13 protein-coding genes are annotated in these 13,929 nt (G+C 44.0%); all 13 read right to left on the minus strand.

Annotated features, from left to right (window positions below; all coding sequences use genetic code 11):
* Positions 1–23: 23 nt before the first annotated feature.
* Positions 24–1,535, minus strand: a complete 1,512-nt coding sequence (locus tag ACMXYP_RS13335; protein WP_415882131.1) for a di-heme oxidoredictase family protein — start codon at positions 1,533–1,535, stop codon at positions 24–26.
* Between the two features lie 608 nt (positions 1,536–2,143).
* Positions 2,144–2,680: a type II secretion system protein gene (locus ACMXYP_RS13340; protein WP_415882132.1), complete on the minus strand. Its 537-nt coding sequence runs from the start codon at positions 2,678–2,680 to the stop codon at positions 2,144–2,146.
* Positions 2,680–3,486, minus strand: a complete 807-nt coding sequence (locus ACMXYP_RS13345; protein ID WP_415882133.1) for a type II secretion system protein — start codon at positions 3,484–3,486, stop codon at positions 2,680–2,682. The genes ACMXYP_RS13340 and ACMXYP_RS13345 overlap by 1 nt, the downstream gene beginning before the upstream one ends.
* Positions 3,486–4,838 carry a GspE/PulE family protein gene (locus ACMXYP_RS13350; protein WP_415882134.1) on the minus strand — a complete coding sequence of 451 codons (1,353 nt, stop codon included), beginning with the start codon at positions 4,836–4,838 and terminating at the stop codon, positions 3,486–3,488. Before ACMXYP_RS13350 ends, ACMXYP_RS13345 begins: the two co-directional genes overlap by 1 nt.
* A 16-nt stretch (positions 4,839–4,854) precedes the next feature.
* Entirely contained in the window at positions 4,855–6,081 is a 1,227-nt protein-coding gene (locus ACMXYP_RS13355) for a type II secretion system F family protein (protein WP_415882135.1), read from the minus strand.
* Positions 6,082–6,094: 13 nt separating this feature from the next.
* A complete protein-coding gene (locus ACMXYP_RS13360; RefSeq protein ID WP_415882136.1) occupies positions 6,095–7,693 on the minus strand; it encodes a GspE/PulE family protein in 1,599 nt (532 codons plus the stop codon).
* A complete protein-coding gene (locus ACMXYP_RS13365) occupies positions 7,693–8,763 on the minus strand; it encodes a type IV pilus twitching motility protein PilT (RefSeq protein ID WP_415882137.1) in 1,071 nt (356 codons plus the stop codon). The genes ACMXYP_RS13360 and ACMXYP_RS13365 overlap by 1 nt, the downstream gene beginning before the upstream one ends.
* 8 nt (positions 8,764–8,771) lie before the next feature.
* Positions 8,772–9,395: a hypothetical protein gene (locus ACMXYP_RS13370; RefSeq protein ID WP_415882138.1), complete on the minus strand. Its 624-nt coding sequence runs from the start codon at positions 9,393–9,395 to the stop codon at positions 8,772–8,774.
* Entirely contained in the window at positions 9,392–11,413 is a 2,022-nt protein-coding gene (locus ACMXYP_RS13375; protein WP_415882139.1) for a hypothetical protein, read from the minus strand. The genes ACMXYP_RS13370 and ACMXYP_RS13375 overlap by 4 nt, the downstream gene beginning before the upstream one ends.
* A gap of 26 nt (positions 11,414–11,439) precedes the next feature.
* On the minus strand, positions 11,440–11,910 hold the full coding sequence (locus ACMXYP_RS13380) for a hypothetical protein (protein ID WP_415882140.1): 471 nt from the start codon (positions 11,908–11,910) through the stop codon (positions 11,440–11,442).
* Positions 11,911–11,987: 77 nt separating this feature from the next.
* A complete protein-coding gene (locus ACMXYP_RS13385) occupies positions 11,988–13,004 on the minus strand; it encodes a prepilin-type N-terminal cleavage/methylation domain-containing protein (protein ID WP_415882141.1) in 1,017 nt (338 codons plus the stop codon).
* Between the two features lie 237 nt (positions 13,005–13,241).
* Positions 13,242–13,529: a hypothetical protein gene (locus tag ACMXYP_RS13390; protein ID WP_415882142.1), complete on the minus strand. Its 288-nt coding sequence runs from the start codon at positions 13,527–13,529 to the stop codon at positions 13,242–13,244.
* A gap of 153 nt (positions 13,530–13,682) precedes the next feature.
* The gene (locus ACMXYP_RS13395; protein ID WP_415882143.1) at positions 13,683–13,928 is read right to left on the minus strand and encodes a hypothetical protein; all 246 of its coding nucleotides are present in this window, start codon (positions 13,926–13,928) and stop codon (positions 13,683–13,685) included.
* Between the last annotated feature and the right edge of the window lies 1 nt (position 13,929).

A 13,929-nucleotide genomic window follows, 5' to 3' on the forward strand; every position in this document is an offset into this window, starting at 1 on the left:
ACTAAAGAGCAGGCGGTGAATCTTTATAGGGATTTCAGGAATTTAACGATCGCTTCACGGTCAGCTTGTGCAAGCTTAGTGAAGTCCTGTTTCGACTGTTCAGCTTCGCCACCATGCCAAAGAATCGCTTCTTCCAAGTTACGTGCGCGGCCATCATGCATAAAGCGGGTATGACCGTTTACAGTCTCAACCATACCTATGCCCCACAATGGTGGTGTTCGCCACTCGTAACCATCCGCATCAAATGATGGACGATGGTCAGCTAGATCCGGCCCCATATCATGAAGAAGGAAGTCCGAGTAAGGATGAATCGTCTGATTATGTAAACGACGTTGACGTTGTTCTGTACCTGTTACAAAGGTCTCGCGGTGACAAGATTCACAACCTGTATCTTTGAATAGCTTTTCCCCACGGATTACATCCGGGTTATCAAGGTAATCACGACCAGGAACGCCTAAGAATTCAAGATAAGTAGTGACCGCATTCATCTGTTTTTCGGTCATTTCGTATGGCGCATCGGTAGTTCCCGATCTTGCAGCTTTGCACTCAGCTTGAGAGCTAGTGCAAGTCTCTACAGGGAATAATGGATTAGTGACACCCATATCATTCACAGCGGCATCCATACCCTGCTGATTCAGCGTTGGGGTCTCAGCTTTCCAACCATATTTGCCAATCATGTGTTTGTTGAACTCAACACTCCACACCTTGTTCACCTTACCGGAAATACCATCACCGTCTTTATCTTCAGGATCCGCATATTCCAAAATTGATTTGTCTGTAATCGCATCAATCAGACCCATACCGATCATAAATGGTGCAATACGCGGCGAGATCATCGCATCATCGCCCAATGGACCGTAGTTCTGCTCAGGGAAACTATAAATAGGTTTTAATAAACGATACTCACTGCCATCGCTGTAATAACCAATAATCTCTTCATAGGTAATATCGAGAGATATTTCAGGCTGATGACCAGGGATAGAGTTATCCGCTAACTGTCCACCATAAACAGGGTGAGGTTTAGGCCCCCCATGTTCCCCTTTACCCGGCACAGAAACGCGAAACAGCAGACCTTCCATTGGTTTACTAAGATCCGTTGGTGGAGCAGCACGACCATCAGCGATATGACAGGCTTCGCAAGATACCTGATTAAATAGAGGCCCTACACCATCCGCATCATAGCGATACCCGCTTTCGACTGCTGGTGAAAAAGGTCGTTCGAAAACACCATCACCGTCATCAAATGTAGCTTGCAGTTGCCAAGGTAAGTTCTGAGCTTCGGAAACAAAAGAGACATCCCCGAACATAAAGTGGGTAAGATCACCACCTGATAAGGCTTTTGGATCCTTCTCTTTCAAATAATCTAAAGCTGCCCAGTCATCGCCATAACCAGAGAGAGGCTTAATTTTAGTATCGTAGTAGGTATAGCCCAGTACACTTAGGCTAACGGCAAGAACACCTAAACCTGCTTTTAAAAATAGGCTTGGTGATTTGATATTTGGCTCAGACGATCCTGAGGCAACCGAGGAAGTCATTCATGGCTCCAGTTTTAATGTGTATTAGTATTTTTCCAACGACCTGATTCCTCAGGCCTGCTTAATGAAGGAGCACCACAAATCACACTCACCACGAGCGCTGATAAGCAAATACAACTTCAGGAAGTAGGAAAGCAACTAACACCACATCACCCTTTGATGCTGGGCCAGAAACCATTCTTACTATTCGAGCTTACACGACTGCCAAAAGTTAAAGAGCGGGACTATCTAAAGATGGATCGATTAAACAGTCAGTAACGGCAGATATTACAGCTCATAAATAAAGGCGCGAATTTTAATAAAATTTTATCTAATTTACAAATGAGAATCGTTTCTCCTTGTGCGTTTTTTGCTGTCTATACTGCTCTGCATCAATAAAAATATGAGTTGGATTTATGACAGGGATAACCACGCTAAAAGTGCTTACACTCATTACCAAGCTATACACTGGATACGCATATAGCTTGGCGTTTATCTTTCAAAGTAGTTTGGTGCTGATTCTTGCCGCCTTATCAACCCTGACTTATATCTTTATAAAAGAAAAGGCATTGCAAAAGTCACAATCACCATCATGTAACCTTTGTACTCAATACCTTGCCCGATCTAAATTAAGGTAGGGATTGCGCCGCGGTAGAAGCGGCACTAGAAGTAGTCAAAGGAAATATAGTAGGAGGATAATCTTTCTCATATACAGCTTCAGCACTACTAGCATTTGACGTTATGCCCAAACTCCCATCCAAACCATATGAAGTTAGAGCAACACTGGCATTGCTATAATTGTTATATATCCAACCATAATTCAATGTATCATCTGTATTGCTAACAGTTCCCCAACCATCTCGAAAAACCGGAGTCAGGCCTTCAAAATCAACATCAAGAAGATAAGGCCCTTGCCATTGAGAGCATGACGTAGAGCAAACGATGAGCTCCTTCAAATTTGGAGGAAATACCCCGAAATTTTTGTAATATCGATGGACAGCTAAACGAACATCTTCCCTCTTTTCTTTCGTTGTGGCGAAACGTTTCTGATTGGTTTCATGGACTACAAATTCAGTTGCCAAAGAAGCGATCAATCCCATTACAGCAACAACTATTACAAGTTCCAGCAGGGTAAAACCATGCTGTTTATTTACAACATTTTTCATTATGGATTCACCCTTAAAATATGAACGATATCGTTGGTAACAGCATCAGTAAGATCAGTATCTAATACGCTATCAGCACCCGCACTTACAACTGCGATACAACCGTTGCCTGACTGCAAACAATCAATAACCGCATCATTTTTGTAAGCAGTAAAGTAACGGTACGCCTGACCGGTAAATTCTCGCCTTACCCATTCACCCGAATATTTAACAGCAGCACAAGATTCACTACCTGAAGTATTACGTTCAAAAGTATCTGTTAGGCCAACGGCGTCATTACCATCAAAACCTGTATCAAAATTCGATTCTGACAAACCACAAATAGTTGAATTAGCAACTACTGAACTTTGTGAAGATAAATCTAGATATGGCCCGTTCCAACCGCGTGAGCTATTGATATTCCACGCCAAACGCTCAACTCCTCCTGATACGTCATTACTATCAATATCCCCATCAAAATCTGTATCAAGCTGTATTGGGGACTCAAACAACCAATTGAAATTAATTAACGAATTCTCGTATTGATTCTTTGCTGTACTTGAAGTCGATACACCATATAGAGAGTCTGCACTGAAAAGGCCCTCTTTCGGAAAATACCCCGTATCCTCTTTAAAGCGATAAATCGCGGAAGCAATACGCTTCATTTCAGTTTGTACAAGCTGCTCCTGAGCATCCTGCTCGTAACCATCCATCGCCACAGCAGCTATCCCTGCCATGGCAGCTAATACAGAGACAACCACCAGCAGCTCGATAAGGGTAAAACCCTGCTGTTTTCTCTTATTAGGGAAATTATGTTGATTAGACATTACACAACCTCCTCTACTTGCTCAGATTGACTCTGAGTACGCTGCAATAGTTCTGGAATATTCAGTAGCTCAGTTTCAGCTTGTTCAACTAAACCAAGTACACGCTCTACTTCATCTATATCCGTTAAACCTGCTTTGAGCTTTTCCAAAGCAGAACGCCGGAGATCCCCAATACCGTTGGCATCAGCATAAGCTTCAATATCCGCGTCATTAGCTCCTTCTGCGATTAAGCGCGATAACGCATTGCTTACAGGTAACACCTGAAATATACCGATTCGGCCTTTATACCCTGTAGAGTTTCCTTCTCCGGTTTTAGCTCGATAAAGCTCTAGATCTTGTAGTTCATCGTCCTTAAAACCGATTGCTAATAAACGCTCTTTAGGAACCTCTGCTCGTTCACGCGTTGCAGGATCAAGCTTACGAAGTAAGCGCTGGCTGATGATCAAACTCACAGTCGAAGCGATGTTGTACGGATCTACGCCCATATTGCGCAAGCGCGATATCACTTTAGGCGCTGAGGTTGCGTGAAGGGTGGATAGAACAAGGTGACCGGTATGCGCAGCTTTAATGGCTGAATCGATCGTTTCGTGATCGCGCATTTCACCCAGCATGATGACATCAGGGTCTTGACGCAGAATCGTACGAGCCACATTGGCAAAGGTGATACCCTGCTTCTGGCTGACATTGATCTGATTGACCCCTGGCAAGTTAATTTCGATCGGGTCTTCGATAGTGTAGATATTGCGCTGCTGGCTGTTTAGCTGCTTTAACAAGGTATACAAAGATACGGTTTTACCGCTACCTGTAGGCCCGGTAATTAGAATCATACCCTGCTGCTTTTTGGTTGCTTGCTGAGCCAATTGAATCTGACTTTGAGCCATACCTAAATGATCTAAATTCAGCAGCTCTTCTGGCAGATAAAGCATACGCAGTACAATAGTTTCACCGTAGAGTGTTGGCGTAACCGAGCAACGGAAATCTAAACCAACTTTATCGGTGATCATCATACGGAAACGGCCACTTTGAGTGCCTCGGTGTTCCGCAATATCTAAACCAGAAATAACTTTAAGACGTATGGTCAGCAAGTTACCAAAACCACGAGGCATAGAGGTGAGCTCACGCATTACCCCATCGACACGTACACGAATACGTAGCTTTTCTTCGTAAGGCTCAAAGTGAATATCAGAGGCACCTTCGCGCACTGCATCCAACAACAAACCATTTAGATAAGACGGTGCCGTTTGATCGTTATAAGTATCTGTACCCTGATCAAATCTATCCGCATCAGATTCATTAGCCGCAAAAATCAGGTTATCTGCGCTAACATCGTATTTTGTTAAATCAAATTGCATAATTTATCTCCCGACCTTAACCTGCAGAAACCTGCATCATCGCTTTGAAGAAGGCGTAATAGACGCCACCTACTAGACCACCCACAACTAATGTCATTGCAGGCTCAATCATTGCGATCATCCGTTTAATTCGAGCTTCCGCCTGATCTTGGTAGTAACGCCCGAGCTCCAACATCACATGCTCTAGTTCACCACTACGCTCACCGATACCCGCCATGTGTTGAACCATCATGGGAATATTTCGTTGGTTAAGGCCTACAGCCAAGCTTCGACCGGCCAGAATTTCATCACTGGCATGAGAGAAACAAAGTGATAAGCGGTCGTTACTTACAACAGAACTCACCACTCGAAGAGATTCAAGTACGGTTAAACCACTGCTTAGCAGCATGGACATGGTCCAGCCCATCTGCGCCATACCTGAGGTTTTTATCGAATTACCGATCAGAGGAAGGTTGATCAATACACGATCAATTACTGCTTTCCCGACTTTCGTCGTGTAAGCCACTAAAATCGCGAAGATAACCACACCCACCGTTACACCAAGATAAAAGCCATAGTCGATTAACCAAGCAGAGACATCCATCATGACTTGAGTTGCCGCAGGTAATTGCTGCGATTTACCCTCGAGCATCGTTGCAAACTTAGGCACTATGCTTAGAGCTAAGAATAAAGTTACACCTATCGCAGCGGTCACAACCAGCACTGGATAGATCAAACTGGATACAAATTGACGCTTCAACGCAGCACTTCGCTCCAGGGAATCGGCCAAGCGTTCCAAGGTCATTTGTAGCTCACCCGAGGCTTCGCCTGATGCGATCAACTTAGCCACAATCGGAGGGAATTTACTGCCCTGCTTTTCAATCGCATTAGCAAAGCTACTACCGCCCTGAATGGCCACTAGAATATTGATCAAGCTATTGCGCAACCGAACCTTTTCGGTCATTTCCGAACAGAGCTCTAAACCCTGCATTAAGGTATTTCCCGAGCGCAGCATTAGAGATAACTGGCGGAAGAAAATAACCTGGTCCGCGGCACTGGCGCTGGTATAGCGTTTAATTGAGATATAACTAAAAATCTTTGCGATAAAGGCAATCAAACTGAAAGCCTGGCCTCCCGCATCAAGCTTTAGGACATGTAAGGAGCGTGACCGCAATTGTGCAGTTGCGTCTGCAGCACTATTAGCTTCAACAGTGCCTTGACGCTCACGTCCCTGAGTGTCCAACGCTTTATAGCTGAACTTCATCAGATAGTTTCTCCTAATACAGATGCATTGCTTCTTGAAGGCTTGTTGTGCCTTCTAGCACTTTATCTCTGGCGTCTTGCCAGAGAGTACTGAGCAGACCTGCACCCGCAGCGGCTTCTGCTATCTGTTCATCTTCAGCACCCGAATGGATCAATAGCTCTATCTCTTTATCAATCCATAAGGTTTCATAAATACCTACACGTCCCCGGTAGCCACTACCGGTGCACTGAGGGCATCCATGGTTGCGATACAGAGTAATATCTTCACTCTGAGACAACTGAAGAATCTCACGCTCTCTCTGATCAGGCTGATAAGCCTCTTTACAGTGAGAACATAAACGACGTAACAATCGCTGAGCTAATACCCCAGCGAGCGTTGAAGAGATGAGGTAACGGGGACACCCTATATCGATAAGGCGGTTGACCGTGGCGACGGCGCTATTCGTATGTAAGGTGGACAGCACCATATGCCCAGTCATCGCTGCGCGAACCGCGGTCTCGGCCGTTTCGTTATCTCGAATTTCACCGACTAACATCACATCAGGGTCGTGACGTAGGAAAGATCGTAAGGCTTTGGAAAAGCTAACTTTTTCGGATACCTGAACCTGTGTCGTACCTTCAACAACCTGTTCAATAGGATCTTCAACCGTGAGGATATTTAACTGCGAAGCATCCAATTCACGCAGGGATGCATACAGCGTTGTACTTTTACCACTACCCGTAGGCCCCGTTACCAGAATAATGCCGTGAGGTTTGGCTAAAGCTTGCTTCATTGACGTGAGGATATGATCCGGCATACCCAAATCAGATAAGGTCTGACCTGCCGTACTTTGGCCTAACACCCTTAAGGTCGCTTTTTCACCCCAACGGCTAGGGATTGTTGCAACACGAAGTTCAACTTCGTCAACTTCAAACCAATCTTGAATTTTGTAACTAAAACCGCCATCTTGTGCCATGTTTTGCTCAGCGATATCAAGGCCCGCAAGCACCTTAATACGCGACATCAGCGACTCGGAAAGCTCTTTGCTGATCGGCCGTTCATAACTTTGCATTTTTCCATCGACTCGCATACGTAAAAGCATGCCCGTCTCTTGAGGCTCGAAGTGAAGATCCGTTGCCGAGCAGATATACGCCTCTTTCATAATGTCATCAATAATCGTGACTGCATTCGCACCGATCTCATAAACATTAAAATGTTTACGAATGATTGATTCGATTAATGCTGGATCTGCTAACGCCGGTGTCGCACGTTTACCTATGATTCGCTGAACCGTATCCAAGCCCATACGATCATCGGGATCTGATAAAAGCACATATAATTCGCCTTGATATCTCACCGGAGCAAACATCCGCCGAAGCAATGTGTCAGCGTTAAATGGATTGAGCAAGTTAGTGTCAATCTCGATCGATTCACGATCTAGGAAGGGTAATGAACGGCTATCAGCTAAAGCTTGATACAAAGCCGTTTTGGGATAACGGCCTGTTCGGCACAACAGCTCAATCAAGTCGGTCCCTGATCGTCGAGCACTACTTTTAAGTTCAGGCAGCATTATTGGGTCAATTAGACCTGCCTGAGTACCGGCATTGAGCAAACTATTTTCTTGTGCAGCCATTATTGACCACCCAGCATACGCTCAAACGAACCAATATCTCTACACAAACTCCTGCCCGATTCGAGGGTAATCTTCTTCGCCGCAACTAAACGCGCAAGTGCCTGATCAAGCGTCTGCATTCCCTGCCGAGTACTACTCTCCATCACTGAATAGATTTGTTTGGATTTTGCGGATTCAATTAGGTTGGCAACGGCCGTGTTCACCATCAAAATTTCAGCAACAACCGCTCGACCTTTGCCGTTAGCCGTAGGTACTAAATTTTGAGCTACAACCGCTTTTAAAGCATGAGCGATACGTTGACGGGCAACACCTTGTTCGTTACCCGGGAAACTACCAATCAAACGTTCGACAACACCCACCGCATCATTAGTATGCAATGTTGAAAATACTAGATGACCGGTTTCAGCCGCTGTTAGCGCTGTTCGCATGGTCTCGAGGTCTCTCATCTCTCCGACCATGATTACATCAGGATCTTCTCGCAGCGCCGCTTTTACTGCACTGGCGAAGTCAGGTACATCCGTATAAAGCTCACGCTGGTGCACAATAGATTGCTTATTTTGGTGAACAAACTCCACCGGGTCTTCCACTGTCAAAATATGCTTAGCTTGATTCTCATTGATGCTATTGAGTATAGCTGTCAGTGTCGTTGATTTACCGGAACCTGTCGCGCCGCAAACAAGGACCAAACCACTTTTTAACTCAGCCAGATAATCCATCTGTGGTGGCAAACCCAGCTCTCTGGTGGTTTTTAATCCACCATCTAAAAAACGGATAGCTAAAGCGGTATTACCTTGTTCTCTGTAGGCATTCACCCTAAAACGATGTCCAGCCTCCGTACTACAACCCATATCTAATGTTTGGTCGTTTTGAAATTGCTCTCGCTGGGAATCACTCATCAACGCATAGGCCATCTCATCCACCAGCTCAGATGAATATGGCTCTTCATTATTACGCGTAATTCGCCCATGAATACGATAGGTTGCAGGAAGGCCGACAGAGATATGAAGGTCAGAGGCTTCAAGACGAACACAGTCATCCATTAACTGCTGAATTTGATTAAGACTACTCATACAACGCCCTAGATCCGCAATTCCATCTCTACTTTTAACAAGCTATTTTGATCGTTGAGCAATTCAATATTGAGATCACTCACATAGACCTGATATTTCAATTGATTAAGTCCATCAACAAAGCTCACTAAATTTAAAAATTGACCACTTAAAACCAGCTTAAATACTGGCCGCTCCTGTAAGTAATCTCGGAGCTGCTCGCCAGATAATTGAACTACTTCAACACTAGGTTTCAGTTCGCTTGCTTTCATCCGAGCCACACGCAGTTGGTTAGCATAAGCGAGTTGAGTAAGTTCTAATTTCAGAGCTTCACGCGCGGTTGCATCGCCAATTGGCATCAATGAATTGGCATAGTCTTTTAGAGATGATTCCTGCTTTTTAAGCTGCCCCTCTAGCTTAGATAAAACCTGGTCACTGATTCCCTCTTCCAACTCTGGAGCCTTAAACTCCCCGATACGCTTTTCAATACGGTCAGCTTTGCGATTCGCCATTTTTTCGGTATGAAACATCGCCTGCCAAGTCTGCGCTGCATAAAACATGTAACCCGCCAGCAGAGCAAAAACAGTCAGAACAAGCACTTGTTTCCGCTCTTTACTGGATAGATTGAGGTACTTTTCCTTCACCCAGTTCATTTCTGACCCTCCGAAATATAAGCACTGACCTTCTGCCTTAGCGTGATATTCACTTGATAAGGGGCAAAGTCACTTTCATCTAAATTCTCATGCTGAGAGACATCAGAGCTAAACACTTGGTAATCAAGAGGAACCATTACTTTATTTAGCGCACTGACAAATTCCTGCCCTTGCGTATCCCGATGAGCCAATGCGGCAATCATTAATAACCCTTCGGACTGCGTAATGCTTTGAATGCTGACACCTTCAGGAGTCACCAAAATAAGTGACTTCAAAAGAATATTGATCAGGTTTTTATCTCGCGGAAATTCTTTTCCAAGAAGAATTAACAATTTTGAATTTAGAGCTACTTCTTCTTTCGCTTCTATAATTTTTTGCTTTAAATGAACTTGTTCAGCAGCAATTCCAGAAAATTGTTGTTTGAGTTTACTGTCTGTTTCAAAACGAGTATTCAACTGATCCAAACGCTCTTGTTGCTGCCACATATTCCAATGCATCCACCCAAGAAAGCCCATCATCAAAAAAGCCACAGCTACAGCGGCAGATATTTTTAGCACTTTCGGTGCAAGTAGCTTTTTAAAGAAAGAGACTTCGGCATCTTTTGCAGGAATCCAGCTCAATCTCGCTTTGGCGACATGATTTAAAAAGTGCTCTGCAGCGCCTGCGATACCAAGCAGTGCCTCATTAAAGAGATGCTCAGGTTTTGGAATATCCAACCCTTCAAAATTTAAGGTTTCTATATCTAGGGCTGTGCTATTAGATAAAGCAAAAAGAATTTCATCTTTCTCTTTACCCTGAAAATTGACATAGAGCTTGTGCAGATCGGACGGAAGAACACCTAATAAACGCTGAATTTCATCCTGACGCACGTCTCCATATTGACGCTCTTCAACACGAATTTCATTTACCGCGCTTGGACCACCTGTAATAAAGGCTAGCTGTTCTTGATGAATTTCCAATAAAGCTTGCTGGGGATCAGAGCAACGCTGAGCAAGCATCGCAAAACTACTACCTACCGCAGGATAAAAAGCCTGCAATTTAATACCATTAAGGTTAAAAGCCCCAACCCAACGACGGCGAACAGACTTGCTCATACCACTAACTAACCATTTATGAGCACTATCACCGTCATCGTCTTTACTTAACAACGCTTCATCGCTTAAACCTTGTGTAAGTTGTGGCTCCTCAGCCTGCCAACCATAGGCCAGATCATCATCAACTGCGATAAGTTTGCCTTGCAGGACAAAACACTCTTCTAATTGCTCATGGGTAATATAATTAAGCTGTACAGCAAGATCGCCGAATCTCAGAAGCCCCTCTTGCCCGCCCTGGCTTTGCCTAATTTGAAGCTCTTCGACTAATTCATCTCGCTGGGAGGCTGTTAAGTAACCACGCTCCACCAGCATTGATCCAATTAACCAGTGTTTATTTTGCTGAGTTAAAGTGCCTTCCAACTCCCAACGAATAAGCTCGCGCATTTCATCCTCAGAGCGAGGACGCAATGGACTAACGGGGAGTTCAACAATGGAAGAGATTACACTAGGAGTAACTAAGATAGCTTGCTTGGGAAGGCGCTTATGATGCAGCTTAAGCTGATCAACGACTTCTGCGATGGCACGGGTAAAATCAACATTATTCGATTCCGCTGCAGGACCGAGCAATGCCCCATGACGAGCATCACAAACTAAAACCCCACGCAATCCAAAGCTACCAGCCTGAAAGGCTAAAAGATTGTAACTAGCGCCCGGCGTAGGTAAACGAATCCCACTGATGAGGGATTTAAATCGACTTTCTTTCTGCTCTGCAGCAACAAGTTCAGGATCGACGATATCATTTTGATCAGAAGCCTTATCATTTGCCGTTGATAAATATGGGGACTCACCAACAACCCCTTCTTTATCCATCAAACCAGGCTCAAAAGGATTAACTAAATCATGTTCATCTAAAGGCAACTCATCTAGATGATTTTCATCATCAAGAGGTGGCTTTCGCTTTAAAAACTTTTGCAGCACTGACATTAAGTGGATACCAAGAGAGAAAAGAATTAATCCAAAGTTTTTTCTTGAGCAGCAACGATTACTAATCGCGGCCCGTTGGAGTAGTTATAGATATGCATGGCATAAAACTGCACAGGCTTTTCTAATTCTATTTTATTCAACATTTTTGCTGCTTCATGAGTGACGTACACCCCTAAAACAGGGCCATTTTTCAAACCTACAAAAGCACTGTGGTCAATATTGGGGAGCTCTTCATCCCTTTCCCAAAGCTGCAAGGCATCGTAGGCCAAAGAAAACCTTCCAGGTTTAGGACGAGCCATTAGTAATGCCTGAAACTGAATTGCTTCAGGTTGAAGCATGAGGCGCTGTTTTTTTTCAGCCATCGTTGCAGATACATAATTAGCCTTAACAAAGGTAGCTAATTCGATACTACGATAGGTGTCTCGCTGCTTATCTAATGAAGAATCAGCATGTAATTGCAGAGAAAAAAAGAAGAAGAACAAAAAATAATAGCGCATGATCTAACCACAACGTTGATACTAAAAAGCCGGTCAGGATGACCTAACCGGCTTAAGGGTTATCCGGTTAAACCGAATTAGATAGTGTTACGAGTACCGTCCCACTCACCCAGTTCTTCTTCTTTAGTATCACCAGCGCCATCAACGATCGCAGAAAGCACTACCTGATCACCAGCATTGATGGAGCCTGCACCGTCAAAATCACCCACGTTGAATAGTGCAACAAAACGGTTGTATTCAGTTTCAGATACGTGGCGGTATACAGGAACAGAAGTCATACCACCTAGATCGTTAGCATTAAACAAGTTAGAGGCAGGACCTAGACCTACAGCTAAGAACGCTTTACTTGTTGCCGTTGCCAAGTTAGTACCATCATACTCAACAATACCAGCAGCTACAGGCTGACCAAGAAGACGCTCTTCACCACCTGTCCAGAATGCAGCCTGATCGCCTGCAGCTAGAGTACGAGCAAAGCCACAACCGTTACCATCAGGAGTAAGGAAGATGTTACCCGCTACAACGTGGTTACTACGAGAAGCGATTGTTGCCTGCATGTTTACATCAGTACAAGCATCACCAGAAGCAGTTACGAAGCCATGAACTGCATCATCACCTTGGTCTTCACCTAAGTACTGAAGCTGCGTCACACCACCTGCATCCAGAATACCCACAATGTCTGCGGTCAATGCAATCGTATCAATATCTTCAATCGCCAATACGCTCGATGCAGTCGCTGCAGTTACACCAGCGGTATCAGAAGTAGCAGCAACGAGTAGTGAATCATAGTTGTTTGGTAACGTATTCTTGTTTAGTACACGGAAAGTACGAACACCTTTGTTTAGCTCATCCATCATTGCAACGTGAGCTGCTGCAGATGCACGTGCGTCCGTATCTTGAAGAGCGATAGCCGCAGTACCAGCGATAGCCGCAAGAATTGCTACAACAACGAGTAGCTCAAGCAGTGTAAAACCGCCCTGCTTAGCTTTAAGTGAACGGAATTTAGAACGAAGCTCGGCATCTTGAATCTGAGATTCTTCAACTTTTGCAAAACGAGCCATTAGCGCTTCGCGCTTTTCCATTAGAGATTTCAACATTTTTATAAATTCCAGTTTCTAAAACGATTTTGGGTTAAGACTGTTTGACGTAAGAGCTGACTCTCCCCCAGAGAGCTACGGCATCTCACCCAGTCCGATTTAGAACGCTTCCCTTGGCGCTGCTTCTACCGCGAAACTAAGGCCACCCGCCTTGCACCTTTTCAGAGCAATTCCTTTTACTCCTACTGCAGCATAACTGCATACCTGATCTCTCAGGCAAAAATTAAAAAGAGAAATCTAAGAAAGAAGATCTCTTTTCAATAACGCTTTAATTGGCGATTCATTCGCCAGAGCACTGTCGCAATCCAGTACGTAACGGTACTGTTTACCACAATGTAGAATCACTTCCTTTTGACCACGACGTAGAATTTTGATTTCTACACCTATATCTCCATAGCCGTCGTGACTGAATAGATCCGTGTAGAGTTCAAATAACTGACCCAACACTTCTTTATGCTGCTCAAGCTTTGCCAATTGCTCAGCTTGGTTACTACCCGTTTGAGTTTGAGTTTGCACTTGATTCACAACACTACCTTTATATTTTTTACTCAATCTTAAAGCTGAGCTTTTAAGTAAGCATCCCTGCTTGAATTTCCAATCAATCTAAGTGCGAATCATTATCATTATTACCATCATATATGTCAAGTGCTTAATTTACGTTTTTTACATTTAAGTAAATCAGTCTTGATATTTAATGGTTGGAATATCCGATTTATCAGCCAAATCAAACTCAACAAAGTAGCCTGATTTAACATCATTATTGACTGCTTTAGTCTTTGGATAGATATATAGAGAGATTGAAGAAGTTGTCACTATAGACTCGACCTCTTCAACGTAGTTAGAAGACTCTACTGATTGATTGAGCGCACAGCCTGACAGAGTCAAAACACAAGTAAACGCTAGATATTTAGTGAATACAGCCATC

Origin of the sequence: Neptuniibacter sp. QD34_54 (assembly GCF_047778055.1) — a bacterium.
Classification (GTDB): Bacteria; Pseudomonadota; Gammaproteobacteria; order Pseudomonadales; family Balneatricaceae; genus Neptuniibacter.